Origin of the sequence: Acinetobacter larvae, from assembly GCF_001704115.1 — a bacterium.
Lineage (GTDB): Bacteria > Pseudomonadota > Gammaproteobacteria > Pseudomonadales > Moraxellaceae > Acinetobacter > Acinetobacter larvae.
Genome location: NZ_CP016895.1, coordinates 1,742,694 through 1,767,998, shown reverse-complemented (window position 1 = coordinate 1,767,998; position 25,305 = coordinate 1,742,694). Strand labels below are relative to the sequence as shown.

Below are 25,305 nucleotides of genomic sequence, written 5' to 3'. Positions count from 1 at the left end.
CTTGCTCACATTGAGAAACATAATGTTGGTTTTTTGTCGTATTCTCAAACATACATACTCCCGCATATAAAAACCCCCGCAAGTGCGAGGCTTTAAACGGCGTTAAATACATAAATCGCCAACTTAACACAAATATGCCATACCCTGTATATACAGTCAAGAGTGTTAAATATTTTAACTTTTAGTCTTGGTAAATTTCTCAATCTCAAAATTAGGGTAACGGGATTTAATAAATGCCAAGCCGCATCTAATATCCTGCTGTATTTGGGCCACATAAGTGTTATTACTGCTTGCGATGTCACGAATCGACTCACCCATAACATAATGCCACCAGATTGCCCCAATCCACTCTTGAACAATTTCATCATCAACCGACTGAAGGTCAATTAAAAGCTTTTGAATTGCACGCGCTTCATTACTATCCAATTGACAACATGTACCCCTACGGCGCACGCATAATCGGTCTTTTAAGTCTTCATCACTCATATACATGGCCAGTAACTTTTCTCTATGTTTTTGAGTAATTCCGTTTTAGCGGCATGGTTTTTACGACACGCACCATGGTTTCGTTATCACCATTGATCCATGCACCTAGCTGTCGGCACCATTCTTCAAAACTGTATTTCTTCCAATCTGTTGCTTGCATAATCGTTACTGCTGCACCCATCGCCACCACCTCACTTAAACCATTTACACGTATGCTGCGTACCACTAACCCAATACACATCCTGCGTTTTACAGACTTGAATCGTGTTGTATGCATCGAATGCCACAGCACAAATCGCAAATACAATAAATACCAAGATATGCAGCCATTGGTTATTATTCCTACGCATTACCCACCATCCCCTTAATACTTTCTATCGCTCCACCACTCTTCACATCCGCCGTGCTAAACCTTAGTACCGTATAGCCCAGCATCGTTGCCGCGTTGTACTTCTCCATATCTGCCTGATAACCCTTACCGCGTGTATGCCTGCCACCTGACCAAATCCCACCTTCCACTTCGACAAGCAATTTATGCCCAACGATATGAAAATCAGCCCGCCATTTTCGCGTCTCGCAGAATTTAAACTCTTGAACAAACTCAATGCCATGGGCCTTTAGATGCTGAGCCAGTGTTGCTTCACCTTCACTAACAGTCTTAGTACCACGGCGCACCGGACGCCGTGATTTAACCTTAGGTCTGGCTTTGATCATCTTTCGATATTCAGCTAATGGAATGCTGCTCACTAATCACCAGTCCCAATAAGTGCGCGCTGAATAGCTTTCAATGTCATTTCAGGATTGTCTTTATTAAACCGAAAATGACTATCTACAAGCGATTTAGCGCTAGCATTACGCTGTTTATACATCCTTGCTTGATCTCGATACATATTTCGCTCACGATCAATGCGCTCATTGAATGCAAGTAATTCATTGAACTCGCTCTGTAAATCTCGATCTGTCGTCATGTTCATAGATACGCCACAGCATGATTAACCGACTCAGACCCATTAGCCACGGCGCACAGCACCAAATACACAACGATCGCCAGCGCTAGAATGTTTTTATCTTTCATTTGATGCCTCCCGAATAACATCAGGTGTGCCATACCTTTCAAAATAAAAAACTACTGGTTGAGTTGTCTCCTTGACTTGCCCAAACATGAGGGCCAAACGATAATTAGCTACATATTTGGTTAATTTTCTATTTGCATCCTCGAGTGTTTTTCGCCAGTACTCCAAAGGATATGAATGCTTATTTTTATTGCATACAGGACAAGCTGGCATAAGGTTTTGAAATACATCAAGCTCAGGATTTAAACATGTACCATCGTTATTACGGCGTATAGGTTCAAAATGATCAGCATGCCACTTGTCGCTTAATGTGCACCCACAATAAGCACAATGACCGCCGTACTTTTGCTTAAGCTGTTCGCGTTGTTCTTTTGTTAATTTCACTGGCAGCTCTCCACGTCGGCAATGGCTTTTCGCAACTCTCCGATGTTGACAGTCTTATCGTGAACACCAGAACCACCCAATACCCATGAATAGTAATGATCATCACTAGGTGCATTGGCTACGATTTCCTTAGACTTCTCCAGCCCGTGAATCGCAACAATCTCATGCGACTCAACGAGGCGCTTAAGATCATTAACGTGAAATTTAAACAGCAAATCCCCATCCCTCGACTTGTACTCAACAACACCAGAATAGTGATTTACGACCGAGCACGCTTTTAACCAGCCAAGCTGCTTAACAAACTCATTCGCTTTCATTGATCACCTCCAAACGACGTCCTGCTGCGATTTCTTCTGGTGTTGCAGGCCTGAAATCACATGGAAGGCCAATTAACGCAAAACTCCTATCTGCCGTTATTGCTCTTAATGCATTACTGCTAACTCGCTCAACAGTACATAAACTTCTATCCATTGGATGAACAGCAACCACCAAATCCCCCACTTTAAAGTCAGTCATAGTCATGCCTTAGTCCCTTTTAATTTTGTCGTCTTAATAACGCCAGTTTTCAACGCCCAAGCCATACATTTTTCACAACGACAACTGCGCTTTTTATACTGATCGCTTGTGCCATGTTTAACCTTGACAGGCTCATTGACGATCTGCTTGACCTTCCCACCCTTCGCTAAAAACTTTTCAACTTCCGCCGCCAATGCCGCGCTTTCTAATTGTTTTTGATGGATCATGCTGCACCGCCTAATATTTCAAATGCGCTTCTTGCCACTTCTGAAACTTGCCCATTGCCAATGGCTTTAAGTCTGTCCACCCGATGGGCCACCCCATTAGCCACTCGACCCAGTCGGGTTCAACATGCCACCAGCTCCCCCTTGGGGTGATACCGCTGTATTGAGTCGCACTTGTCTGCCCTTGGCTTTGCGTTCCTCCAGAGACTCGTTGCTCCACTTGTTTGCATCCGATGCTGTTGGAGTAGGAAAATTCATCACCGCACCCGGTAAACCATTGCGTGGATCTGCACTGACTTTGCCGCGTTTGTTCCAATCTGATGCTTTGGGTGTCGGCCATGTATGAACTATTGCGCTTAGTCCGGGCGATTTGCGATTGAAATCTGCTGGTGATGTTCTGTTCTTGTGATCTGACGCCTTGGGTGTGGGCAACAATCCAGAGCCGATCGCGTTGATGGGGCGCTCCAAAGTTGGATGCTGAAAGACGAGCCCATTTTGCGTCATACCCCATTTGGGTAAGATCACCAATGACTCTGGTAAGTCCTCTTCCCACAAGCATTGGTGAGTTTTCCACGAACACGAATGCCGGTCGTACTTCACTGATAATTCGCGCCATCTCCAACCAAAGTCCTGAGCGCTCCCCATCGATTCCAGCACCCTTTCCGGCCGAACTGATGTCCTGGCATGGAAATCCGCCAGATATAACGTCAATAATTCCTCGCCACGGCTTTCCGTCAAAAGTTGTAACGTCAGACCAAATCGGGAAAGGCTTGAGAATTCCATCGTTTTGTCGTTGCGCCAGAACTTGTGCGGCGTAGGCATCACGTTCAACTGCGCAGACTGTGTTCCATCCCATGAGATGCGATCCGAGTATTCCACCACCAGCGCCTGCGAAAAGAGCCAACTCATTCAAACCACCTTTTGTAATTTCTTCACACCAATCGAGAGTTTTATTATCTAAAGGATCTTTCACGCCACTTCCCCCACTCGCTGATCAGCCCAATTACACTCAACCACCGTCAAACCGTCATGCTGAAAACGAGACCAAAGACGGTCGCCTAAGTCTTTCTGTAAATCAGCCATGGTGAAATTTGAAATCAACATCGTTGGCTTACCAGCGTCATAGCGTGCATACAAAACTTTATGAACCAGCTCTAGACGTTTTTCACGATCATGTAACCCATATTCATCCAAGATAAGTAAGTGATACTGTGTGAAATCATGGATTATTGATTCCTCTGATTGACCTTTGCTGTCCCTATCCCAAGCATTCATGATTCGCTGGGCTAGCTCTTCACTTGTGATGTAGCGTACAAACATGCCTTTGTTGAGCAATGTGCGCGCCGTGGCAACCGCCAAATGGGTTTTACCCGTCCCAGTACTACCAACCATGATTAAATTCGATTTAACGCCTGCAGCAATCGATTTCGTATAATTCACACATTGGCTTCTTGCATTCGCCTGACCAAGGTTGTTTGGGTTAATTATGTAATTCTTAAAACCAGAGTCGGCATGACGCACTGGAAGCATGGCACCTGAGAAATGTTTTTCACGAACCATGCGATCAATTTCCGCCTGACGATTTCTGTTATTTGATTCAACTTCAATCACGGCGCACTTAGGGCAAATTTGATGTGATCCAGCTTGAACCTTTGCAACTTGATGTGTTGCGCAATATTCTTGGGTTTGTTGAAAACCTTGGTTAATTAGAGAGATTGCATTCATCAGATAAAATCCTCCGGTATTTCAGTGTGCTCAACTGGTCCTTGATACCGTGGTTGATTAGCCCATGCATCATTGACATTGCGGTTCAATGCGCCTGTTGATCGTGATGTTTGGCTTTTCCTAGTCCCAGTAATCAGAGGTGTGTTTTGCTTACGATCTACCCATTGCACCAACTTCCCTAGTACTTGGTTTTTTACCATCTCACCACGATGCCCATATTCCAAATACATCGCATCCAAAAGCTCACTGAGCTCAGCCTGAGTGATTTCTTGCAAACCTCGCATTTTTAATCTTGTATTCGCAGTGGTTAAATCTATTGCAAAACGCGAATCTGACTCAGTCGAATTTTGCTCATTCGCTAAGAGAGATATATTTGAAGTATTCTCTGTAGTAATCTTGTGTATAACGAATTGCGCATCCGTATCCCCCCGAACTGCGCTTTCGTATTCCCCCGAATTGCGTTTTCGTCGTTCGGGAGTTTCACTATCCGCATCTCGCGAATTACATTTTTGTTGTTCGCCAATTCGCTTAAAATTAGTACAGTTTTCAAACCACAGATCAAACTTATTTATGTTGAGTTTGAAGTACAATTTATGTTCTAAACGTTTTTCAGTTTCAGTTATAAGACCTAATTTTTTGAGCAATGTGCGTGCTGTTGCCTGCTGTCTGTAAGACAGTCCTGTTTCCTCTGTCCACTCCTCTGAAGTCTTATAAACCCCAAGTTCATTCTCAGTTTTATCATGCCAATAAATTAACTGGCTTAAGAAAATACCTGCCAATGGATTACCTAAATAAATGCCAAGCTGGGGGAAGTAAGCGATCGCTCTCCCCAAGCTAGCTAGCGTTGCATAGTGGCTCATACCCGCACCACCTTGGGCTTTACATAGCTACCAAATGATTCAACAACCCCGGCATTCACCATGCTTTTAACAATCCGCTGCGCTAAAAAATTGGCAATACGAAAATAACGCTCCATCGAACGTGCTAACTCCTCTTTCGTCACTGCAGCATTGTTTTCGTTATAACCACGGCGTCTAAGATTTTCTTTCTTGCGCTCCAGCATGTCATTCAGCATTCTTAATGCTGGCTCATGGAAAGATTGGATATTCTGCTGTTGCCAGTGGTCCACCGACGGTGCTTGAAATTGTGTATTCATGCGATCAACACCCCATTTGTTGAAATGTCTAAACGGCGCCGTGCGGTAATTTCAGCCGTGGTCGCGTGGCGGATGTGGGTTGCATGAACTAACTGACCACCTGCAAGCCAGTAATGATCATCTGGCTGGTAAGCTTCAATTGTTTGAAGAGAGGATAAGCCGATAATCCCATCCTCATAAACAACCACATCACCAACAATGTAATCTGTCGCCGTGTCATTGCTTGCTACGGATGGTTTTGATATATTTGATTTCATATTTGAATCTCACGATTTAAGTTACTGACCGCTTTCCAGTTCCCGCTGGAAGCGGTTTTTATTTGTCCAATTTCCGTTCGCAGTGTTCGCAAAGTTCAGTTCGTCTGAACGGATTTATCTGTTCTCTTGGTGTACCAGATACATACGCCGTAAGATCATCGTCATCTTCACAACGCTTCTTATCTTGTATGGCTAACCATCTTAAATACTGGCTATTTGACCATTCACGCTCATACGCCTTAGTAGCAATATGCTCTGCAACCTCATCATCCAAGTGTGTTGACATGCAGATAGTTTTCTTTTCATTTCTTTTTGGTCGGAAGCGACCAGTAGATTTAGGCATTGGATTCTCCTATGCAATTAATTTGCTATCACTTTGGTTTTTTGTTTGTTCACTACTGACAAGAATATCTAGAGCAATGCCTTTTCGGTATGTCACATCAGATTGCTCACCATTTTCTATTTTAGAAACTGAGCTTTGGGAAATTCCTGTGAATGCACAGATCTGAGACTGGGTTAATCCCCGACCTCTTAAAAACAAAATTTTTTCTTGAATATTCATAAGATTCCTCCTTTACACCTATTTTATTCATTAGTGAATAGAAGTCAATGCATAAGTGAATTATATCTTTATGAAATATTCTTTTTTGAATAAAATGAATTATTGATTTGGAGTTCTTGCTTTATGTTTCTTAAATCCAATATTGAGTACTTGCTAGAAAAACATAAGACCAATCCGAATGAGTTGAGTAAAGAGCATAATATTCCTCAAGCTACAGTCTTTCGGATTCAACAAGGTCTTACGGAAAACCCAAGAAGAAGCACACTAGAAGCTCTTTCAGCTTGGTCTGGATATACGCCTGGTGATTTACTTGATATTGATATTCAATTACTTGAAAAAACAGGCGGCAAGCAAAAAGAATTTGTTCGTGTAGAATCTTGGGATGAAACAACACCTTTGGATGATGATGAGGTAGAGATTCCCTTCTTTAAGGATTTTTCCTTTGCATGTGGTTCTGGGTGTATTAACGAATATATTGCAAACGAAACACGCAAATTAAGAATACCTAAAGCAACTCTAAGAAATCTATCCATCACAAAAGAAAATGCTGTAGCTGCAACAGCCTCAGGCGATTCAATGAGCCCAACTATTAGTGATGGCGATACGATTCATGTTGATCTGGGACGCAAAACTATTAAAGATGGCAAGATTTTCGCAGTATGCATTGGTGGGCTTCACTATGCCAAACGCCTATACAACCTGCCTTTTGGTGGGGTTCGAATTGTTTCTGATAATGATGCCGAATTCCCAGAGATCACACTAACAGCCAATGAAATTGCAAGCCAGCAGTTTGAGGTTATTGGCTGGGTTTGGCAGATTGCTAGAATAGAGAAATGGTAAAAGCATGCATTAAATACAAGCAAGCTCTTATTGTTGAGTAATTGCAAAACTGAAACTAATATTTGTCTGGAAACCACATTAAGTCGTTCAGCAAAACAAATATAGTGAAATCTTAACTGTTAATTTATTTGGGGTAAAAATGGATAATTTTGTCGAAAGATTAAAGAATCATATTGAGCATGTTAAAAAAGTTGGTACACACTGCACTACAGAGGAAACTACTAAGCAAGCTTTAATCTTGCCACTTCTTGATATATTGGGGTTTAGCCCTTATGACCCAACCAAAGTTTTAGCAGAATTTGCAGCAGACTTTCCTGGAGTTAAAGCTACAGAAAGGGTTGATTATGCTCTATATTGTAACAATCAACCTGTTATGTTTATTGAGGCAAAATCCTATTCTGCTGATTTAACTAATCACGCACCTCAACTGTCTAGATATTTTAATAGTAGTCTTGGTGTAACTATTGGGGCTATTACTAATGGGCGAGAATGGAGATTCTTTACCGATTTAATTAATACAAATGTAATGGACGAGAAACCATTTTTAACTATCGATTTCACTAAGTCGAGACCAGAAGATTTAATACAGCTAGCAGAATTTAGACATGATAACTTTCATGCAGAAAAGTTACGTTTTTTTGCAGAAGAAAACCAATATATCCAACAATTTAAAGCTGTTATTAGAAAATGTATTAATGAGGCTGATATAGATTTTGTACGTTATGTTGCCCAACAAGCCAGCATTCCTCGCCAACTTAATACTAAGTTTTTAGAATCCATTCAGCCATTTGTTAAGCAAGCTGTGCAACAAGTAATTAGTGATACTGTTGTTAAGGGATTATCTTCCCCGACGATTATTACAGCTCAACCAATTGAACAAAAACAGCAAGTAGATGAAACAGACTCCAATGTTGTTGATCATGTGGATTATATTGTAAATCCTGATAATGATAAAATCATCACAACTAAGGATGAATTAGATTTGCAAAAAATCGTCACCGAACTTTTCCCCGATGTGGATCTGGTTGCAAAAGATACAGAAAGCTATTTTTCAATGCTATATCAAGGCAAAAATAATCGATGGCTTTTTAGATACGATGTGAATAGAAAACGACCAACAATACATTTTAATATACCTATAGATCAGATTAAGCGTTCTGAGCTAGATCGGGCTGGACTTGAGGTTCAAGCCAATGGCTCCATATTTTTAGATAAACCTGAATATATCTATCGTGCAGTTGGCATATTAAGGGATTCTTTAGAATATTGTATGAATGACGAAAATTTTAAACGCAGCTCTTCGTAAAGTCTATTAAAAATATATTTTTATACCTCAACACCCACTCTTGCAGTGGGTTTTTATTTATCCAAGAATAAAAAAAGATCAATAAATAGACAAATAATTCACTAATGAATTATTTAATATTGAATAATCCTATTCAATAGTGAATAATAAGCCCATCAAACAACAAAAAGCCCCACTCTTTGGACGGACGCGGGGCTTTTCACAACAACAGGTGGATTATGAACGCAAAACCCATTTCTTTCAATCCCGGTTTATCGGGTGTTACAACTCTTGTACGCCGTCGACCATTTAGCGCGCTTGTTCTATGTAGCGCATTGGGTGCTGTCGGCTTTAGTACCGTTAAATCCGACGCCGTGGCTCCAGTGGCTTCCCCTGCTGCGATTCCTTCTACCTACGAATTGCAGTCCCTTGTCTTAACTGGTGACAACTCTGGCACGGCGAATATTCTGCTCGATGACTTTGCTTTGAATGTGTCTTTCGACTTTGAAGCTATTCCAGACAGTTACGGCGTACCAGGTTCTGAGTTCACTGCTATCGATGTGACCCAGCTTAGCGTGAATACAGTAACCACACGCGATGGCAACCAGTTCAGCGATTTCACTGACTACAACGATCACCGCAATATCAATGCTTTGATAGCTGGTTACATGATGAAAAACCGTCTTGGGGAGGATGCGTAATGTCAGTATTTTTCAAAAAAGCAGAACGTAAAAACGCTAAATTGCGCCTCGCACTCTCTGGCCCTACTGGTTCAGGTAAAACAATGGGTGCACTACTCATTGCTAAAGGCATTGGGGGTAAGATTGCTGTAGTAGATACAGAAAATAGTAGTGCTGAACTTTATGCCGATGTTGTTGAGTTCGATACAGCAAATATTCAACCACCTTATTCACCAGAGAAGTTTATTTCCGCAATTCAAGCTGCTGAACACGCTGGATATTCAACTGTTATTTTAGACAGTATTACACATGAATGGTCGGGTGTTGGCGGTTGTTTAGAAATCGTAGATGCACTTGGCAAAGGAAAGTTTAAAGGTAATACGTGGGGTGCATGGAGTGAGGTTACTCCGCGCCATCGTAAATTTATTGATGCAATGCTGCACTCAAGTATCAACATCATTGTCACTATGCGCAGCAAAATGGACACCGTGCAAACCAATGATACCAACGGTAAAAAGAAAGTTGAAAAGCTTGGACTCAAATCAGAGCAACGTGATGGTATCGAATATGAGTTCACTACCGTTCTAGATATTACTCACGGCGACTACTATGCAAATGCAACAAAAGATCGTACCGGACTATTCGTTCAACCAGAACAAATTACAGAGCAAACTGGCATCCGCTTAAAGCAATGGCTTGAGTCAGGATCTGCCGACGCAACAATAAACGGCGATCAATACCTAGAAATTGAAAACCTAATGATTCAAGCCGGTGTGAATATTGATAATTATTGCGCTAAGCGCCAAATGAACAGCTTGCTAGACCTACAGCAGCAGAAATTCGAAGAAACTCGCAACAGCCTAATCTCTATTATTCAAAAAAGAGAGCAAGCTAATCGAGAGCATGAGGCTCAGTTACACCAGCAGAATTACCAACCTGCAAATGAAACGGAAGCAATGACAGTTGAGCAGCGTAACGAGTTGCAACAGCTAATTGCATCACGCGGTCTTGATGTTAAATCAACATGCGAATACTTGGGAATTGATTCACTGATGCAGATCCACCCATCACGCCTATCTGAAGTTATAGCTGATATTGAAAAATATGCACGCGAGGTAAATGTGGCATGAACAATCTAATTTCTGCTCAAGAAGCTTTTAACGCAGTAATGTCCGGCAAGCATGTGCTTTGCCGTGCTGCAGGTGAAATGCTTGAATTTGATGATTTGGACCAATTCCCTGCGACCATTTTTGCCAAGTCTGGTTATGAATTTTGCATCAAGATTGAAACAATTGAAATCGCTGGTATTACTTTCACTAAGCCATTGACCTTTGATGAAATTGTTGAAGGTCAGGAAATCTATATCGTTAATACGCATGATACATCTATTCACATTAGTGAGTTTAATAAAGCTACTTTCTCAAAGCTAGTTAAAGCAATTAATAGCGGTTTTGCGCAACGAGATGAAGATAATGCTAAACGGCAGTTACAGGCATTTAGTAGGGTTTTAGGTCGCGAGCTGGTTGGCGACTGCCCTGTTGTCCGATTAGATGACGAAAAACCCAAGCAGACTCGAAAACCAAGAGTTAAAAAGGAAGCGGCACAAACTGCAATTAGTGATGCTCAAGATACAACCTCGACCGATGCTGCCATTGAGTCATTAAAGGCAGCTGAACCTGATGCCGTAACCATCACAGCTGTCGGCGATACCGTTGTTAAGACGGATAACTTGATTGATTTCAGCAACAATAAAGATGAAATCAAGATTCTACGTGAACGTATTGCTGCAGCCACTTCAGTTGAAGAACTAGAAGCCCTGCTGCCTGATCTTCGTAATTTACACGGCGAACAAGGTCATTTGTTAATGACCACATACGATGAACGTAAGAAAGTACTGGCTTCAATTTCAGATGAATTAAACCCTTTGAACATTGCTAAGCAAATTAAAGCTGATGTGGCAAAGGCATCAAGCAAAGATGAACTGGAACGCTTAAAGAACTCTGTTGCGCAATCCCGCATGTTTACCAACAGCATTCTGAAAGATTTAGAGGATGCATTTGACGAACGCGAATATCAAATCAAACTCGATGATCTGCTTGTTGATGTAGTAAATGCACAAACACCGACAGAAGCCAATGCGCCAGTTCGCTATACAACTGCATGGAGCGAAGAGCAACGTAAACCATTATTGGTTGCTATTAGTAAACGTTTATCACAGTTCGAGCAGTCAGTAAGTTCCGAAGCTCCAAGCCTTATGCGTGATATTCAAAATGCAGCAGATCTCACGGCACTTGATGCACTTGAAATAGATATCAGTGCCAGAGCACCGGATATGCAGAAGAAGTTGATGGCTGAGGTTTATAAACGCCGTGCAGCACTGGAGCGTGAACATGAAGTTTAGCTATTCATCGATCAGCCGGACACTTACTGTGTTCGGCAACAAAATGACCCATATATTTCATAATGTTTATTTATATGAAATTGAAGAATTAATAACTGAATCGAAATTTAAAGAAGCGATGTGGAGAGAGTGATGGGCGTACAACAATATATTGTTATTTTAGAGGCGAATACTCCACCACAAATTACGTTGGGGCAGAATATCTGCGGTGCGACTGTCACTAAACTAGAGAAAGCTAAACAAGAGTTAGTTACTGCGGCTCAGTTAGCAAAGATGCATAATATCTCAGTTGATACTATTCGCCGAAAACTATCATCTATTAATCAAGGGACCATAGGAAAGGCTTTATACGATCCAGAACTGGCTTCTGGAATACTTCAAGGAGCCTCATCTAAGCGAGGAAGAAAGAGAGCAAGTTAGCTCTCTTTTTTAATATCTTTAATATGATAAAATACACTACAAACTAATAAATAATATTGTGGATAACTTCACATTTACGCCAAAATTACGCCAATTAAACATAAGTAATTGTTTTAATTGCAATTCTCATTCCTTGACATCGTAGAGGTCTCCAGTTCAAATCTGGATATGCCTACCAAGTTTAAAGCCTTACGGCTAAAAGGTTTCAAGTTATATCAATAGCTTGGAGCCTTTTTTAATGCCTGCTATTACATCACCCTATTTCCTCAATTTCCTTGTTTTCCCCAATTTATTGGGAAATTGGGGAATAAATTGTCCCAAGATTGCCCCAAGGTTATCCTGCTTTTCAGGGGGTAATCTATGAAAATTCCAAAGCCAGAAAAACGTGGTAGTTCGTACCGCATAAAGATCATGATCAATGGTGAAAGACTGTCGTGCACCAGAGACACGATTAAAGAATGCGAACAATGGGCTGCTCAGAAAATTCTTGAAAGCAAGGCAAGACTCTCTGATAAAGAATCTGACATAAAACCTCACTACCCTTTTAAAACCCTATTTTATAAATATTATGAAAATGTAGGGAAAAGCCTACGCGGTGCGATCTATGTCAAAGAGCAGTTAAAATCTTTTGAGGATAAATTTGGTGAGTTGGCAAACATGTCCATTTACGATATCACGCCACGCCATTTAACAAACTGGCGCAACACAAGATTAAAAGTGGTTGGACCAAATACCGTATTAAGAGAAATAGCATTATATAGTGCAGTTTTTTCATATGCCGTGAAAGAGCTATTTCTAATTGATTCCAACCCTTGGCTGCTGATAAAAAAACCAACCAAGCCCAAAGCAAGGAATCGCAGAATTAGAGATGATGAGATTAAGAAAATTTTAGAGGCTCTTAATTATCAATTTGATCAAATCCCTAGTGATCCAGAGCATTATGTTGCATGGGCATTTTTATTTGCACTTGAAACTGCTATGCGCCGTGGGGAAATTCTAAATATTAAGATGACTGATATTTTTGATCGGCATATTCACCTTTCGGAAACAAAAAATGGCGACTCTAGAAATGTGCCCCTGACCAAAAAAGCTTTAGCTCTTCTCAGCCTAATTCAACATGATAATGAAAGGCTTATCCCTCAATCAGAAAATGCTTTTCGTTTAATGTGGGAAAGAAGGAAAAGTAAAGTAGGACTTAGTGATCTTCACTTTCACGACACCCGGCACGAAGCAATTACTAGATTTGTGAATAATCAGAAACTCCCTGTTGAGGTTTTAGCAAAAGTCACCGGTCATCGAAATATAAAAATGTTAGTCAATACTTACTACAACCCTGATATTGATGATATTGCAGATATGCTAGATGCCCAATAACTCTTTAAGGCAAATTCACTTAGTTGACAAATCCCCTTTTTAGCCATAAATCTTGGTTGACAAATTGGGGATTTAGCCTTAATTCAGGTTTTAGTATCAAATTTCCGAGTAAATTGATGTCGGCAATACCAACATTAGGTCAGCGTAAAACTTCTGTTGATTTTAATTTATGAGAATCCATCATTTATTAGAATAGAAATAACAATGTCATCTCGCTTTTAAAAATCTTTTCTTATAAATACACTCAATAATCAAAGATATAGGACTACTTATAATCAAATACAATACAAATATGCTTCCAATATACATATAAACAAAATTCTCTAATGAAATATTGGCAGTTGGCTTATTTGATATTTGGGTAAAAAATCCAACCAAGCTTGCAGACAGCGAAATAATAATAAAATTTTTTAGAGTAAGCACTTTCTGAAATTTCATAAATATTATAAAAAGTATATTACATATTATAACTACCGCCCATATGTAGCCTATATAGCCCTCACCAATATAAAAATATTTTATCGTTGAAAAACTTAAAATTAAACCAATACTAATCTGCAAATTCAATAATATAAAATCCAAAATTAGTAGCTTCTTATTCATTTGTATTCCTTGCAATTCTTATGGGTGTTGATATTTTATCCAGCTGTCTTTTGAGTGAGGATGGTAAAAAAACATCTTGATCTATACTCTTAAACACACCAATCCCAGCAACGGCATTTGATACACATTTGGTACAACTAAAAGAACCTCCACATCTCACTTGATCATAAATTCTTTTTTGTACCTCATCAAACTCATTTTTACTTACATGAAATGTATAGATATAAACGTCTTCACCTTCAACATGCTGAAAATCTAAATATTTTTTAAAAATGTCTTTTTGAGTTTTATGGTCAGTGATATCTACTGGGAAAACGCGCATTGTGCCTTCTGCAATACCTTCATAGTGAAAATTACCGTTTGGGTCATATAGCTCATATCCTTTTGGGCTTATTAATAACATTCCTGCATGAGTACCAGTAATTATAAAATTATTATTTAAAATAATGTATATTCGGTATCTTGTTTTAACTAAAATTTTAACAGGTTCTTTTTCTCTATTATCCGGCCTTAAAGTTCTCGATATTTTCATTATAATAAATCCTTTAAATCCACATCACCCCCAACAACCTCAATTGTAACCACCTCAGCATTGTTGTCATTTAAAATATTTTGTGTATAACCATTATTATCAGTCTTTCCTTCTATAATATCCCCACTTTCTCTATAAATTTTATAATGCTGATTAATAAGTGGCTCAGATGTACTTTCATCTAAAAGCTGATATTTATCAGAGTAACTTAAAATTTCCACTTTTAAATTGTCAACACCAGTATAATTAACCCCTCCACTATCTCCCACAACATGAGATTGCTGTGGTTGAATAGTTGCACCGCAAGTTAACTTGTCCCCTGCATAAGCCACAGCCTTACCATCAAAGATTATGAGATCGTGGCTTTTGATTACTGTAGACCAGCATTTACACTTAGGGCAAAAATGACCATCACCAGCACGTACAAATAAATTGCCTTGCTGTGAGCTTCTAACCTGAGTCGATGGAATTAAACCGCCGTGATCCGTTGGGGCATTATGAATTGCAAAACCTTTCATCGTTCTTCTTTTCTAAAATATTTTGCATATTTTTATCATAATCAAATACAAGTCTCAATTTTGTTGTGTAAATTTAGAGTGGCCTAATCTATTGGCCACCCCTCACTCAATCGCCGTGCATCAGCTGCGTGTCCGTCAGCTGCTTCTGCCACTGTTCGATATTCAGCGACGCACGCTTTGAGTACGTCTGCGCTGGCATCGATGTATTCAACGATGGTTTTGGTGGTAGCTGTGGGCACACGGCGTTGGGCTTCACTGAGTTGCTTTGACAAGCTGTCAGCAACGTAGACTGCTTTTCACTGCCTTTAAATTTAGACAATAAAAAAACCCCAAGGCTTATATGCTTGGGGTTTTTTATAGAATCTAAGATTCTGAATCTTGGTCCCGAGGGTCGGGGAAATTATTAAAATAAATATCATATAGTTAGGTTAATACATGTGGAAAAATGCGGAATATTAAAAATGAATCCTAACCAGGAAAGATGCAGGGATAAATTTAAGGGGTGATGGGAGTTGAACCCGTTTCAATGAATTGCTATTAAACTCTATTATTTTTATATTCATGTTTTTCAATATGTTATGTTTTATTTTTGATAGTGTATCACTATCTAGAATTATAAGCTGTCAAGAAACCTGTCGTAAACTACCACATTATTTACAACAACAAAATTAGGTGACAACATCGTACGCTAATCTCAAACCGTCATACATATTTTAAATTATCATGTTACCCTTCTGATTGTTTTAATTAAGGTTAGTTAGAATATGCCTAGATTTGTATTAGCAGACCATGTTTTGTTCGAAGAGTGTTTATACTACTTGCGATCAGATTTATACAACAAGAATCAGGAATTCCAATTTGGTGAAAAACAACCATCATTTAGTTGTATAAGCACAACTTTTGAAATAAGTAAACCTTGGAAACTTGCGGATTTCACCATTCAACCAAGTATAAGTATTAGTCTTCCTGCTTCTTATAAATCGCTTTTTAGTTTTCTTGAAAATCCTAATTGGATATTAAATAAACTATCCACACAACCACATCTGTTTGGAGAAATTCTTAGTACATTAGTCAGTTTTGTGACGCTAACCCCAGTTAAAAGCCCACGAAATGGCTACGGATTAGAGTTTAATGACATTAATAATATTCCACAGCACTGTATCGATGAAGTTGCATTAACTCTTCCATTCTTAGCAGCTGGCCCAGGAGCTCATATCAGCTTACTTAAAACAGATGAAGAGGATTGTTTTATACTCGAATTAAATGAACTTATTGAAAATTTAAAAACCATTAGCGAAAAGAACTATGTAATTTTTCTTCAGTCTATACGGTTACTTCAATTATCTCTGGTTTTTAAAAGAGACGATTTTGGTTTAGCATATTTATTATTGATTTCAGCTATTGAGGCTGTTGCTCAGAACAACAAAAACAGTCTAAAAGTTGAACGTAACATTGATACAAGGCTTAAAGAAAGTCACTGGCAAGAACTAACTAAAGGCGATCCATCACTCGAGGAATTATTTGCAGAATATAAAAGAATTAGACATGCAAATGACAAGAAAGCTTTGACTGATATCTTTACTGATTTTATTTTTGAATTTGCTCCCCCTGAAATTTGGGAGAATATAGTTATCTCAAGATATGATTGGAATGAATATCCATATGACTCATCATCTGAATTTCACCCTTCAAAAATGCAAAAAAATGATCTGATATCTATCATCAAAAAGACATATGCTTATAGAAGCGGCTTTGTGCACGCAGGTAAACAACCACCCCATACAGACCCACAATCAATTTACAATAAATTTTTTGAAACTATACAATTTTCTGAAACTCAGGATAAAACCATTGAGAAATTAGTGACCCCTACATACGAATTAATGTTAGGGATCGCTAAAACATCAATATCACAATGGTTATTAACTTTGCAGAAATACTAAATAATCAAAACCATTACTCCGAAGGCCAAGCATCGATTAATCGCTTTGCATCAGCTGCGTGCCCGTCAGCTGCTTCTGCCAGCGTTCGATATTCAGCGACACACTCTTTAAGTATGTCTGAGCTGGTATTGACGTACTTAATGATGGTCTCACGGGGAGCTGTGGACATACGGCTTTTGGCTGTATCGAGTTGCTTTGACAAGCTGTCAGCAGCGGACTGAGCACTAGCAGCATCAGCAGCGATTTGTTTAATTCGAACATTGTAATTTCTCTCCGCTTTTAACAGTTGTTCAGACCATTGCTTTTCTTTAACAGCAGCATCGGCCCGTGCCAGCACTAACAGTTTTTCTTGGTTATCGATATAAGCTTGATGTTTTGCCTCGGCCGTACGCAACTCACCACCTAAATGATTGGTATAAGCCACTTGCCCAAGGTACATAAAAGAAAGGACCGCGATTGCGATCCAGTGTTTGTATTTCCAAATCAGGTACCAGTTCATTGTGCCTCCAAGCATTTCTTATGCCGATCGACTTGTCGGGTCCAGACGCCATAGCAGCCATTCGAGCGAATAGAACAGTTACGACCAGACGAAAACTTGTATAGCAAAAGCGACTTACAGGCTTGCGTATATTGTCCTGCTTTCAAGTTGCGAAGCATTGATGATGATTGCCAGTTACCAATACCGAAGTTGTAAACAAAGTCCATATAAAGGTCGTACTCTGCCTGAGACACCTTCACCCCATTTAATGAATTGTTAAACCCTCTGGCTTCCTGATTTATATGTGTTTTCAAGTATTCATGCGCTTGCTTACGTGTAATTTCTGGATCTGACATTTTAACTCGTACCCCATTAGGGTATTTTGTCGTGCCGTGACCAATCGTGGGCACATCCCCTTTTACTGGAATAATTGGCTTTGCTGTGAACCCTTCTGCTTTTGCAGTCTCTTGCACCTGCTGATCACTTACACCAGATATAAAAAAACCGCCTGCGGTAAGCGAGGCGGCTAGTGTTCCAGCAATGAGATATTTACTTTTTGACATTGCAATCCCCTTCCAGTTTTCGCTTTGTGAGCTCATGAATCTCCTGCTCACGTTTATTTTTTTGACGTTGATATTTGAGATTTACAAAGAAATTGCAAACGCTGATTACACCACCAACAACTGCAACGCAGATACTGACTATTGCAATCCAATCAAGTGATGCAAACCATGCAACAAAGCCGACACTGCCGCCGACCATTGCAGTTTTTGAGGACAAAGAAGTTACTGCTGCTGACGCCGTTTCGACGACAACACTACTGTTTTCAGACATGATCTTTCCTGAATTTAGACGTAAAAAAAGACGCTATATGCGCCATACTATTTTTGATCAACAATATTTCGCTTTATATTCTCAAACATCACTCGATAGCCGTAATCATTCGGATGCAATCCATCTTTTAAGAAATCAACTTTATCAAGCTTCAATTGCTGGGTTGCTTCATAATTACTAATAAAGCTTAATTTCTTTTCATCAGCGATTTGCTTAATTGCTGAGTTGATTGTTTTCATTGAACTATGTTGATTATTTTCTGACGTCGGATAGTCATTTAATGTGACCGCGTTAGCACACATTAGAATAACTTTTGCATTGCCGTTTGATAATGTATCTATATCATCAACAATTTTTCGAAGTTCAGTTGAAAAAGAGTTTAGTGAATAATCATTAGCACTACCATATCCACGGTTATTTGTACCAAGCTGCACAAATACATAATCATCATTATGTTTAATTGACTCAGATAACTTGACACGTTCTAACCAGGATTTTGTCGTACTTCCAATAATTCCGTCATTACTTACTTTTACAGATTTTTTGACAACTATATTCTGAATACGCATAGCACTCATTATTGAACTTTCATTTTTGATCGTAATTAAATGCTTACCGTTATTTGGTAGTGTTATAACTTCTTCATAATTAAATGCAGTTGTATCAGCAGTAAGCTCAATCTTTTTATGCAGAACGCCATCAATATAAACATTCGCAAAATATGTCTCTGGTGTACCTGTTGCGAATTTAGCCAAAACAATCTTAAAACCCGAACCATTCATTTCAAATGAAAATTCAGAAGGATAATTTGATGGATAAGTTGGTGGAACAATATCTAAATATTCCTTGCTATCTACTGCTGCACCTTTGATTAACGTTCTTATATATTCCGTTGTAAATTTTACAGTTTTATTAGGATTTGCAAATTTGAATAGATTTGCATCTTTAGAGAGAATAATTATATTTTCACTTTCACCATACGCACTACCTGGTGCATCTTCTATCAACTGCCCATCTGTAAACGTGGTTACCAAATACTGGCGCAATAAGTTAGCCCAAGTTGGGCTTTTTGGGTCTGTGGTATTTCGTGGATCAGTTAACCTCCCTGTTCGTGGGGATGATGCAGAAACATTGCTTGCACCTGTCCCCCATGTGATTGAGTCACCAACTAACTTAATATTCACAGACATCAATGGATTGTGTAAATCAGCATAAAGACTTTGCAATGTTGATGTAAACTTATCTTGCTTTTTCTCTTCTAACCCTCTTAATTCACTATTTATCTTTGATACATCAGCAGTATTTTTTACACTGCGTAAATACAAATAACTCAGAATTGTTGCATCACTCACGCGCTCAAAAGACGGGTAGTAAGTATCTGATAGTGAAATCTGAGACTTGTAGCCTTTAATGTCAGCAGTATATGAGATCCAGTACCCGCTGATGTACATTACATTTGGAGCATCAGCGCCTACACGTGCGCCAATCAGACTATTATTTATATAAGAGTCAGGGTACTTAGCTTGATCTAGAACAACATTACGTTGCTCTGAAAAGTATAATCGTACAGTTGAGCTAAGCTGATTGAAGTCAAATTCTCTAGCATCTAATGTTTTAAAGTTTGCATAATCTGAGTTGTTTGCGCTTGCTTTTCCGAAATACGCCCTTGCACCACCACCCGTACCGAAGTCAAATACACCCGTAGGATCGCAAACTAGAATAGCTAGTATATAGTGCATACTGTTTCTTATTTTGCGATCAAACAAAGATACTTGTGCAAAACCACCACGCTTTCCAAGCGGATCTAACTTTTGAGCATGTCGAATACCAAGGCTCTGCAACGTTGTGTCGTTAATAGCAACAACTGGTGCGGAATCTGGACTGTCTGGACTATTAAATGCATAAAGAAAGTCAAGTGGTAACTCAGGAACTAAACGTGCATTAAGCACTTCATTAGATAGCTTGGGAATTACATTTGTTTCATTCTTATACTTAACAGCATATTCAGATGCGAAGCGGCCATGATACGCAACACCGATCAAAGTTTCACTACCACTTTTCGGGCGAACACTTGCTTGCGAGAATGTTATTTCATGCGTATCGAAATTATAATAAAGAGTATAAGCATATCCGTATCCCTCTGGTGCAAAAATGAATTCACTATCATATAGTTTCATAGCACCGACTTTCATTGCATAGAAAGACGGAATAGTTACAACGCCATCGCTGTCAACTGAAATTGATGTTGTAAATACTAAAACAGGGTTGTTGATAATATCTTTCGCCAAATCTAAATCACTCAGCCCCGCATCATTCCAGCGTGCGCCGTCCCAGCGCCAGACCTTTCCACTATCTAAAGTTTTGGCGTGGCGTCCAACTGTAGGCTTAAATAGCTTCAGCTGACTTTCTTCATCTAGAATTAAACTCTCTTGTTCGGCATCTTTTAGATAATCAACAATATTATCCATTCCACTTTTAAACTGCGATTCGGAAACATTGCTTCCAGTCATTTGCTCTTTTGATGGTATTGGCATTTCATTACCCCATAAAAAAACCCACCGTGTGGTGGGTTTTGGTTGAAACTAAAAATCTAAGCCTCAGCTGTAGATTGTGTAATCCGATCTGAATAATTCCAAGTTGTTGCTTTCCATACGTCACGTGCAGCTACACGCACATAGTACGTTGTGGTTGATTGCAGATTGCTGATCGTGCATGTAGTCGCAGTACCGATCCACGCGGATGCAGTTCGTTCAGGATTAAAGTTTGCATCTGTACTAATCCAAACCTCATAATCCTTTAAATCCGGTGCATCGCTTGGCACCCAACTTATAGTTACTGAATCCTTAGTTGCCGAGCTATAAACATTTAATAGTTTATCTGGCACTGGGTTGCTAATTGAAAGCTCAGCGTAGCTGCTTATGCCATCCCTATTCTTACTGGCGACACGAATATCATATGAACGCTCAATGCCGTCGACTTTCGCTTCCTCAATAGAGTAGCTATAGTCCAAGTTTGCTGCGTCCACTTCTCGCAGCATCCGGCCATTCGACCAGACTTGCACGGCGTAACCAATCGCACCCGTTGCACTGAGCCACTGCACTTTAAAGCTCGTACCGAGAAACGGCGACTGTAGGGATAAACCTTTGACACCTGCAGGTTTTCCACCCTTAACCGTATAGCTATATGCTGATACCTCATCTAGTGATTGCTCTTTTTGCTGTAGACCATTGAAGCTGGTGAATTTCAAGTAAATACGCTTACCAATTAAATTACTATTGATTGAATACTCAAAGATGGCCCGATCGATACGCACAAATGACTCACCGGTATTATGTGCCTGCGCATCATCAAAACGACCACGCAGTAGTCCATCTAGCGTATATAAACCCGCTCCATTTAAAGTTGCCTGTTGATAATTGACATACTCATCACCGAGCTTGCACAGCGTTGCATCGACTTGAGCATCAGCCAAAGTCCCACCAAATATCTGTCCTGAAGTATTTAACTGTACTTGCATTGAGGTTGCTTCAGCATCAACCCCATCTTTGAGATACCCGTAACGTGCTGATCCGTATACAGTGCCAATCATTTCATAGGTCGCATTATCTAAGCTGGCCCAAACATTACAACCACCCCAATTGATACCACCAGATACAGCCACATAAATCGCATTTTGGCCGCCGGTTAACTCTAATGGTGGCTCAAAGATTACTGGCGCATTTACATTTCCCGGCTCTTCATTACCGCCTTGGTATCCATTTGACGATTGCAAATCGTATTCAACAGCAGATCTGGAGCCGATAGCTAATTCTTCAGCCGTGACTGTCAGCAAGCCTTCATCATCTTCTTCTACGCGAGTTATGCGAACAGGAAAGCGATTAAGCCCTATGTCCCAATCTGTGAGCGTTACGATATCCATTGGCTCAAGACGGCAATATTTCCACCCCAATTTAAACTCGTACTCATTGCGCACATACAGCAAACGCTGCAGGCGGAGCTGGCAGGCATGTCTAGCGATCTTAGGCTCACAAAAGAATGCTTGCTTCACCGGATCTTCAGTGCGTAAGCCAAACATTTCTATATTTGCCTGATCTTTAGCCTCTACAGTTTCAGTGTTGTATTGGTTGTAACGATTCACATACTCAATCTGAGTGTGGTTATAAGCATCGGTATCACGGCTACGGCGCACTCTAATTGGTTCGTCTTCACCGATAAAATCATCGTCGGTAAGGTGATAGACCGGTGCTAGATCTGGCGTGAATGTCACACCATTTCCCGTGATTGCGCTATCTCCAAACGATTTAATTTTTAGACCATCTGGGCTTGGCACTACGGCGCAATTTACCGCATTAACAATTTCATCAATGGTTTCTGCTGCTTTGTTCTGCTCCGTAAACGCAGGACTAATCAATAAATTAGCAGCCCGACAGTAGGTGCGAAATTCCGATAAATCTTCAATGTTAATATTGGGCGCTGCGCCGTACTGCGGATTTGTTATAAAGTCTTTGATCACATCAGCTGGATTAGCATCATGGATCGTATCTGAAAGCGTAATAGTACTAATCACTTCAAAGGTGTGATTTGAGAGGCTTGCACTATCACCTAGGTCGTAATTGGCACTGGCCACATAGCCAAGATATGGATAATTCAGTGCTTCATCGGGGTGTTTGGTCTGTAAATAACCCCATCGAGAATTATTCTTGCCATCAAACAACTCAAAACCAAGTTGATCGATCGGCTGCAATTTAATTCCATTTTCTTGCTTTTCAACCAATTGTTCTTTATTACGCCACACGATACCAATATCTTTAATTGGATTCTCACATAGCCCCAGCATTAATGATGCGCTATAGGTATAGGTGGTATTACGTGTTTTGGTTTTACCGCCCTTACCGCCCGATTTAGTGGTTGTAGTATGTGCTATGGCAGTGAAATCGCCGTACCAAAACATATTAGCCGTGATGCGTGTCTTACCATACACCAGTGGCTGACATAGACCATAGGCTGATTGCTGAATCCGCATCGAGTTAATGCGGGTATCAGACATGCTGATCGTTGCACCTTTAAAAAGTCCGCCCATTATTCTTTTAGCCTCTTCATACGAAAAAACCCAGCTATTCGCCGGGCTAAACTTCCTTTGGTACCATCTTGGAGAATGACACCTTGATGGATATACGAATGAATGATCGTGGGCCATTCAACAACAATTGCGCCGTGGCTAATGCACTTGCCAAAATGGTATAAAACAATATCACCCGGCTGCGGCTCAGTAACTTCAAAGCAGACACTTTTCACATGCTCAAGATAGCGTTGACCAAGTTGATGCATATGCCAGTCTGGTGGATATGGGCGCGGATCTAAATGATCCATTAGCCCAACACGCTCATACACTTCACAAATTAAAGTTCCGCAATCCACACCAACACCTTTCACCCGCCCTTGATGGTGATACGGCGTACCCAGCCAAGTCATAGCCTCAGCTACTGCATCTAGGTTTCTCATTAAACTGCGGTCTCCGGTACTGGTATAAAAGGTTGCCCACGAAAATGATCACGGTTGTTAAATCGATTCATGCAGGTATCAAGCCGCTTATCACATCCTGGATAAACCTTAATAAGCTCACCCACCGCAGGCATATCTAGCAAGGGTAGAGTCAATAACAATGCGCCCGACTCATGTAGTCGCACTGTACGTTTAAGACCTTTATTTACACCTTGGGTAAATTCAACAACACCTTGCGTAAACCAACCTTGCGGCTGACTTAGCTGACATAGCAATCGATATTCCGTACTACCAGTCTCAAGCGTTGCATTCACGGCGTATTCTGATCGCAATAATCCACAGCCACCGTCAAATAAGGTGTTTAAGCAGCTTGGCTGGTAAAGATTACGCGGCATCTGCACATTTAAAACATCGGTATCCGATGCCACATGCGCATCAATACTATTACGATCAAATTCAGGCTCAATGATGCGCCCCTCAAATAACTTAATAGTTCCGGCGCTGGTATCACCGGGATTCATATAATTTAAAAATACACGCTCCAACTTGAAGCGCGCACCATCCAATACGCCGTTATGAAATGCCTGTACCATGCGAATTTGATCTAATGATTCTTCACCGGTAACTTGAATCGAAATAGATAGCGAGTCTACTTCCACACCTAATGACAGTGATATGCCTTCACGGCTAATGATTGGACCATCTGCGCGATAGAGCAAACCACTCACCGTTAAATGTGTATCAAAATTGGTATAACGATAAACATCACCCTGAATGGTCGTAATCGTGTATAGATCAGCCATCAAGAACTGATCAGCATCTAATAATGCAATAAGTTTTGCTGAGGCTTTTCTCATAGCTTATTCCCCAATGATCCTACCAATTGCACCTTATTGGCTTTCCAGAGCTTATACATGAAATTGGTATATTGCTGCTCATCATCTTTAAAGCGGCAGCGATAGTAATAAGTGCCGCTGATCGACATCGTTTGTCCATCTTCTAGCGGCTCAGACAATATGACCTGACCATTTTTGGTGACACCCGCCGTGGCTTTATTCCACATTGGCTTTTGAGCATTACCATCCCACATCGATTTCACTGGTCTCTTATTCCACATCAATGGGTTTACTGGTCGTGAAAAAGACTGGCTATGACTCAATGGGATTTGCGCCGTATGCATGTTTTTATAAAGCTGAAAAATGCTTGTGTAGCCATCGCCAATATAGGTACAGTCAAATTGATGATCATCTGGCATCTTCAGCAAGAATGAATCAAAAGCACCACGGCGTTCTAAAAAGAAGCCTTCAAGTTGCTGCAGCTCAGTTCGCCCTTTGGACTCCCGCAGGAACCCAAAGGACAAAGTAATGTCATATTTAGGGATGGCCTGATAACTTGCTCTAAGTTCACGACCATTGATCGAGGTCATGATTTTAGTATTAAAGCTTGGGGCTTTGGTTAAGTCCCATTCCAACCCCGGCAATTCAGGAAACAATACATCAGACACATCTCACT

The 25,305-nt window shown here is 40.2% G+C and carries 31 protein-coding genes and 2 pseudogenes; 8 read left to right on the top strand and 25 right to left on the bottom strand.

Annotated features, from left to right (window positions below; genetic code table 11):
• Nucleotides 1–174: 174 nt before the first annotated feature.
• The 14 genes and pseudogenes from BFG52_RS08030 to BFG52_RS07965 all read right to left on the bottom strand — a co-directional run bounded on the left by BFG52_RS08030 (nt 175) and on the right by BFG52_RS07965 (nt 6,383).
• Nucleotides 175–667, bottom strand: a pseudogene (locus tag BFG52_RS08030) (hypothetical protein).
• 161 nt (nt 668–828) lie between these two features.
• Nucleotides 829–1,200: a DUF559 domain-containing protein gene (locus BFG52_RS08025; protein ID WP_407639246.1), complete on the bottom strand. Its 372-nt coding sequence runs from the start codon at nt 1,198–1,200 to the stop codon at nt 829–831.
• Between the two features lie 32 nt (nt 1,201–1,232).
• Nucleotides 1,233–1,460 (bottom strand): hypothetical protein, encoded by a 228-nt coding sequence (locus tag BFG52_RS08020; RefSeq protein ID WP_067554490.1) that lies wholly within the window; start codon nt 1,458–1,460, stop codon nt 1,233–1,235.
• A gap of 90 nt (nt 1,461–1,550) precedes the next feature.
• Nucleotides 1,551–1,943: an HNH endonuclease gene (locus BFG52_RS08015; RefSeq protein WP_067554487.1), complete on the bottom strand. Its 393-nt coding sequence runs from the start codon at nt 1,941–1,943 to the stop codon at nt 1,551–1,553.
• Nucleotides 1,940–2,260: a hypothetical protein gene (locus tag BFG52_RS08010; RefSeq protein ID WP_067554485.1), complete on the bottom strand. Its 321-nt coding sequence runs from the start codon at nt 2,258–2,260 to the stop codon at nt 1,940–1,942. The genes BFG52_RS08015 and BFG52_RS08010 overlap by 4 nt, the downstream gene beginning before the upstream one ends.
• Nucleotides 2,247–2,465, bottom strand: a complete 219-nt coding sequence (locus BFG52_RS08005; RefSeq protein WP_157758083.1) for a hypothetical protein — start codon at nt 2,463–2,465, stop codon at nt 2,247–2,249. Before BFG52_RS08005 ends, BFG52_RS08010 begins: the two co-directional genes overlap by 14 nt.
• Complete coding sequence (locus BFG52_RS08000; RefSeq protein WP_067554477.1) at nt 2,462–2,686, bottom strand: hypothetical protein; 225 nt, start codon at nt 2,684–2,686, stop codon at nt 2,462–2,464. The genes BFG52_RS08005 and BFG52_RS08000 overlap by 4 nt, the downstream gene beginning before the upstream one ends.
• Nucleotides 2,683–3,596 (bottom strand): annotated as a pseudogene (locus tag BFG52_RS07995) (DNA cytosine methyltransferase). The gene BFG52_RS08000 and the pseudogene BFG52_RS07995 overlap by 4 nt, the downstream one beginning before the upstream one ends.
• A 56-nt stretch (nt 3,597–3,652) precedes the next feature.
• Nucleotides 3,653–4,408 (bottom strand): ATP-binding protein, encoded by a 756-nt coding sequence (locus BFG52_RS07990; RefSeq protein ID WP_067554474.1) that lies wholly within the window; start codon nt 4,406–4,408, stop codon nt 3,653–3,655.
• Nucleotides 4,408–5,268: a hypothetical protein gene (locus tag BFG52_RS07985; protein ID WP_067554471.1), complete on the bottom strand. Its 861-nt coding sequence runs from the start codon at nt 5,266–5,268 to the stop codon at nt 4,408–4,410. The genes BFG52_RS07990 and BFG52_RS07985 overlap by 1 nt, the downstream gene beginning before the upstream one ends.
• The gene (locus BFG52_RS07980) at nt 5,265–5,564 is read right to left on the bottom strand and encodes a hypothetical protein (protein WP_067554468.1); all 300 of its coding nucleotides are present in this window, start codon (nt 5,562–5,564) and stop codon (nt 5,265–5,267) included. Before BFG52_RS07980 ends, BFG52_RS07985 begins: the two co-directional genes overlap by 4 nt.
• Nucleotides 5,561–5,821 (bottom strand): hypothetical protein, encoded by a 261-nt coding sequence (locus BFG52_RS07975; protein ID WP_067554465.1) that lies wholly within the window; start codon nt 5,819–5,821, stop codon nt 5,561–5,563. Before BFG52_RS07975 ends, BFG52_RS07980 begins: the two co-directional genes overlap by 4 nt.
• A 58-nt stretch (nt 5,822–5,879) precedes the next feature.
• Complete coding sequence (locus tag BFG52_RS07970) at nt 5,880–6,164, bottom strand: hypothetical protein (RefSeq protein ID WP_067554461.1); 285 nt, start codon at nt 6,162–6,164, stop codon at nt 5,880–5,882.
• Between the two features lie 9 nt (nt 6,165–6,173).
• Entirely contained in the window at nt 6,174–6,383 is a 210-nt protein-coding gene (locus tag BFG52_RS07965; RefSeq protein WP_067554458.1) for a helix-turn-helix domain-containing protein, read from the bottom strand.
• Nucleotides 6,384–6,506: 123 nt separating this feature from the next.
• Here BFG52_RS07965 and BFG52_RS07960 point away from each other — a divergent pair, with 123 nt between their 5' ends.
• The 7 genes from BFG52_RS07960 to BFG52_RS07930 all read left to right on the top strand — a co-directional run bounded on the left by BFG52_RS07960 (nt 6,507) and on the right by BFG52_RS07930 (nt 13,383).
• Entirely contained in the window at nt 6,507–7,223 is a 717-nt protein-coding gene (locus BFG52_RS07960; RefSeq protein WP_067554455.1) for a S24 family peptidase, read from the top strand.
• A 139-nt stretch (nt 7,224–7,362) separates the two neighbouring features.
• Nucleotides 7,363–8,529, top strand: a complete 1,167-nt coding sequence (locus BFG52_RS07955) for a type I restriction endonuclease (protein ID WP_067554452.1) — start codon at nt 7,363–7,365, stop codon at nt 8,527–8,529.
• Nucleotides 8,530–8,747: 218 nt separating this feature from the next.
• The gene (locus BFG52_RS07950; protein WP_067554449.1) at nt 8,748–9,209 is read left to right on the top strand and encodes a hypothetical protein; all 462 of its coding nucleotides are present in this window, start codon (nt 8,748–8,750) and stop codon (nt 9,207–9,209) included.
• Nucleotides 9,209–10,318 (top strand): ATP-binding protein, encoded by a 1,110-nt coding sequence (locus BFG52_RS07945; RefSeq protein ID WP_067554447.1) that lies wholly within the window; start codon nt 9,209–9,211, stop codon nt 10,316–10,318. Before BFG52_RS07950 ends, BFG52_RS07945 begins: the two co-directional genes overlap by 1 nt.
• The gene (locus tag BFG52_RS07940) at nt 10,315–11,589 is read left to right on the top strand and encodes a hypothetical protein (protein WP_067554444.1); all 1,275 of its coding nucleotides are present in this window, start codon (nt 10,315–10,317) and stop codon (nt 11,587–11,589) included. The genes BFG52_RS07945 and BFG52_RS07940 overlap by 4 nt, the downstream gene beginning before the upstream one ends.
• 132 nt (nt 11,590–11,721) lie before the next feature.
• Nucleotides 11,722–12,009, top strand: a complete 288-nt coding sequence (locus tag BFG52_RS07935) for a DNA-binding protein (protein WP_067554441.1) — start codon at nt 11,722–11,724, stop codon at nt 12,007–12,009.
• A gap of 360 nt (nt 12,010–12,369) precedes the next feature.
• Nucleotides 12,370–13,383 carry a tyrosine-type recombinase/integrase gene (locus BFG52_RS07930; protein WP_067554438.1) on the top strand — a complete coding sequence of 338 codons (1,014 nt, stop codon included), beginning with the start codon at nt 12,370–12,372 and terminating at the stop codon, nt 13,381–13,383.
• Nucleotides 13,384–13,978: 595 nt separating this feature from the next.
• Here the strand turns inward: BFG52_RS07930 and BFG52_RS07920 are convergent.
• The 3 genes from BFG52_RS07920 to BFG52_RS07910 all read right to left on the bottom strand — a co-directional run bounded on the left by BFG52_RS07920 (nt 13,979) and on the right by BFG52_RS07910 (nt 15,308).
• Nucleotides 13,979–14,518 carry a hypothetical protein gene (locus BFG52_RS07920; protein ID WP_067554432.1) on the bottom strand — a complete coding sequence of 180 codons (540 nt, stop codon included), beginning with the start codon at nt 14,516–14,518 and terminating at the stop codon, nt 13,979–13,981.
• The gene (locus BFG52_RS07915; protein ID WP_067554430.1) at nt 14,518–15,036 is read right to left on the bottom strand and encodes a PAAR domain-containing protein; all 519 of its coding nucleotides are present in this window, start codon (nt 15,034–15,036) and stop codon (nt 14,518–14,520) included. Before BFG52_RS07915 ends, BFG52_RS07920 begins: the two co-directional genes overlap by 1 nt.
• An 83-nt stretch (nt 15,037–15,119) precedes the next feature.
• Entirely contained in the window at nt 15,120–15,308 is a 189-nt protein-coding gene (locus BFG52_RS07910) for a hypothetical protein (RefSeq protein ID WP_067554427.1), read from the bottom strand.
• Nucleotides 15,309–15,800: 492 nt separating this feature from the next.
• Between BFG52_RS07910 and BFG52_RS07905 the strand changes: the two genes are divergently transcribed.
• On the top strand, nt 15,801–16,979 hold the full coding sequence (locus BFG52_RS07905; RefSeq protein WP_067554424.1) for a hypothetical protein: 1,179 nt from the start codon (nt 15,801–15,803) through the stop codon (nt 16,977–16,979).
• Between the two features lie 13 nt (nt 16,980–16,992).
• On the opposite strand, the gene BFG52_RS07900 is transcribed toward BFG52_RS07905, so the two are convergent.
• Genes BFG52_RS07900 through BFG52_RS07865 form a run of 8 tightly spaced genes read right to left on the bottom strand, consistent with a single transcriptional unit; the run spans nt 16,993 to nt 25,297 of the window.
• The gene (locus BFG52_RS07900; protein ID WP_067554421.1) at nt 16,993–17,478 is read right to left on the bottom strand and encodes a hypothetical protein; all 486 of its coding nucleotides are present in this window, start codon (nt 17,476–17,478) and stop codon (nt 16,993–16,995) included.
• Nucleotides 17,475–18,020 (bottom strand): glycoside hydrolase family protein, encoded by a 546-nt coding sequence (locus BFG52_RS07895; RefSeq protein WP_067554418.1) that lies wholly within the window; start codon nt 18,018–18,020, stop codon nt 17,475–17,477. Before BFG52_RS07895 ends, BFG52_RS07900 begins: the two co-directional genes overlap by 4 nt.
• Nucleotides 18,007–18,291: a phage holin family protein gene (locus BFG52_RS07890; RefSeq protein WP_067554415.1), complete on the bottom strand. Its 285-nt coding sequence runs from the start codon at nt 18,289–18,291 to the stop codon at nt 18,007–18,009. The genes BFG52_RS07895 and BFG52_RS07890 overlap by 14 nt, the downstream gene beginning before the upstream one ends.
• Before the next feature lie 47 nt (nt 18,292–18,338).
• Nucleotides 18,339–20,825 carry an SGNH/GDSL hydrolase family protein gene (locus BFG52_RS07885; RefSeq protein WP_067554412.1) on the bottom strand — a complete coding sequence of 829 codons (2,487 nt, stop codon included), beginning with the start codon at nt 20,823–20,825 and terminating at the stop codon, nt 18,339–18,341.
• Between the two features lie 56 nt (nt 20,826–20,881).
• Nucleotides 20,882–23,371: a phage tail protein gene (locus tag BFG52_RS07880; protein WP_067554409.1), complete on the bottom strand. Its 2,490-nt coding sequence runs from the start codon at nt 23,369–23,371 to the stop codon at nt 20,882–20,884.
• On the bottom strand, nt 23,371–23,793 hold the full coding sequence (locus BFG52_RS07875; RefSeq protein WP_067554406.1) for an NlpC/P60 family protein: 423 nt from the start codon (nt 23,791–23,793) through the stop codon (nt 23,371–23,373). The genes BFG52_RS07880 and BFG52_RS07875 overlap by 1 nt, the downstream gene beginning before the upstream one ends.
• Complete coding sequence (locus BFG52_RS07870; protein ID WP_067554403.1) at nt 23,793–24,650, bottom strand: DUF2163 domain-containing protein; 858 nt, start codon at nt 24,648–24,650, stop codon at nt 23,793–23,795. The genes BFG52_RS07875 and BFG52_RS07870 overlap by 1 nt, the downstream gene beginning before the upstream one ends.
• A complete protein-coding gene (locus BFG52_RS07865; protein ID WP_067554400.1) occupies nt 24,647–25,297 on the bottom strand; it encodes a DUF2460 domain-containing protein in 651 nt (216 codons plus the stop codon). Before BFG52_RS07865 ends, BFG52_RS07870 begins: the two co-directional genes overlap by 4 nt.
• Nucleotides 25,298–25,305 lie beyond the last annotated feature (8 nt).

Coding starts and splice junctions, on each gene's coding strand:
- BFG52_RS07930 (WP_067554438.1), top strand. CDS start 12,370: ATGAAAATTCCAAAGCCAGAAAAACGTGGTAGTTCGTACCGCATAAAG.
- BFG52_RS07955 (WP_067554452.1), top strand. CDS start 7,363: ATGGATAATTTTGTCGAAAGATTAAAGAATCATATTGAGCATGTTAAA.
- BFG52_RS07895 (WP_067554418.1), bottom strand. CDS start 18,020: ATGTCAAAAAGTAAATATCTCATTGCTGGAACACTAGCCGCCTCGCTT.
- BFG52_RS07890 (WP_067554415.1), bottom strand. CDS start 18,291: ATGTCTGAAAACAGTAGTGTTGTCGTCGAAACGGCGTCAGCAGCAGTA.
- BFG52_RS07960 (WP_067554455.1), top strand. CDS start 6,507: ATGTTTCTTAAATCCAATATTGAGTACTTGCTAGAAAAACATAAGACC.
- BFG52_RS07880 (WP_067554409.1), bottom strand. CDS start 23,371: ATGGGCGGACTTTTTAAAGGTGCAACGATCAGCATGTCTGATACCCGC.
- BFG52_RS07900 (WP_067554421.1), bottom strand. CDS start 17,478: ATGAACTGGTACCTGATTTGGAAATACAAACACTGGATCGCAATCGCG.
- BFG52_RS07915 (WP_067554430.1), bottom strand. CDS start 15,036: ATGAAAGGTTTTGCAATTCATAATGCCCCAACGGATCACGGCGGTTTA.
- BFG52_RS08005 (WP_157758083.1), bottom strand. CDS start 2,465: ATGACTATGACTGACTTTAAAGTGGGGGATTTGGTGGTTGCTGTTCAT.
- BFG52_RS08010 (WP_067554485.1), bottom strand. CDS start 2,260: ATGAAAGCGAATGAGTTTGTTAAGCAGCTTGGCTGGTTAAAAGCGTGC.
- BFG52_RS07990 (WP_067554474.1), bottom strand. CDS start 4,408: ATGAATGCAATCTCTCTAATTAACCAAGGTTTTCAACAAACCCAAGAA.
- BFG52_RS07905 (WP_067554424.1), top strand. CDS start 15,801: ATGCCTAGATTTGTATTAGCAGACCATGTTTTGTTCGAAGAGTGTTTA.
- BFG52_RS07940 (WP_067554444.1), top strand. CDS start 10,315: ATGAACAATCTAATTTCTGCTCAAGAAGCTTTTAACGCAGTAATGTCC.
- BFG52_RS07965 (WP_067554458.1), bottom strand. CDS start 6,383: ATGAATATTCAAGAAAAAATTTTGTTTTTAAGAGGTCGGGGATTAACC.
- BFG52_RS07975 (WP_067554465.1), bottom strand. CDS start 5,821: ATGAAATCAAATATATCAAAACCATCCGTAGCAAGCAATGACACGGCG.
- BFG52_RS07970 (WP_067554461.1), bottom strand. CDS start 6,164: ATGCCTAAATCTACTGGTCGCTTCCGACCAAAAAGAAATGAAAAGAAA.
- BFG52_RS07920 (WP_067554432.1), bottom strand. CDS start 14,518: ATGAAAATATCGAGAACTTTAAGGCCGGATAATAGAGAAAAAGAACCT.
- BFG52_RS07875 (WP_067554406.1), bottom strand. CDS start 23,793: ATGAGAAACCTAGATGCAGTAGCTGAGGCTATGACTTGGCTGGGTACG.
- BFG52_RS07985 (WP_067554471.1), bottom strand. CDS start 5,268: ATGAGCCACTATGCAACGCTAGCTAGCTTGGGGAGAGCGATCGCTTAC.
- BFG52_RS08000 (WP_067554477.1), bottom strand. CDS start 2,686: ATGATCCATCAAAAACAATTAGAAAGCGCGGCATTGGCGGCGGAAGTT.
- BFG52_RS07935 (WP_067554441.1), top strand. CDS start 11,722: ATGGGCGTACAACAATATATTGTTATTTTAGAGGCGAATACTCCACCA.
- BFG52_RS07950 (WP_067554449.1), top strand. CDS start 8,748: ATGAACGCAAAACCCATTTCTTTCAATCCCGGTTTATCGGGTGTTACA.
- BFG52_RS08020 (WP_067554490.1), bottom strand. CDS start 1,460: ATGAACATGACGACAGATCGAGATTTACAGAGCGAGTTCAATGAATTA.
- BFG52_RS07945 (WP_067554447.1), top strand. CDS start 9,209: ATGTCAGTATTTTTCAAAAAAGCAGAACGTAAAAACGCTAAATTGCGC.
- BFG52_RS07885 (WP_067554412.1), bottom strand. CDS start 20,825: ATGCCAATACCATCAAAAGAGCAAATGACTGGAAGCAATGTTTCCGAA.
- BFG52_RS07870 (WP_067554403.1), bottom strand. CDS start 24,650: ATGAGAAAAGCCTCAGCAAAACTTATTGCATTATTAGATGCTGATCAG.
- BFG52_RS07980 (WP_067554468.1), bottom strand. CDS start 5,564: ATGAATACACAATTTCAAGCACCGTCGGTGGACCACTGGCAACAGCAG.
- BFG52_RS08025 (WP_407639246.1), bottom strand. CDS start 1,200: ATGATCAAAGCCAGACCTAAGGTTAAATCACGGCGTCCGGTGCGCCGT.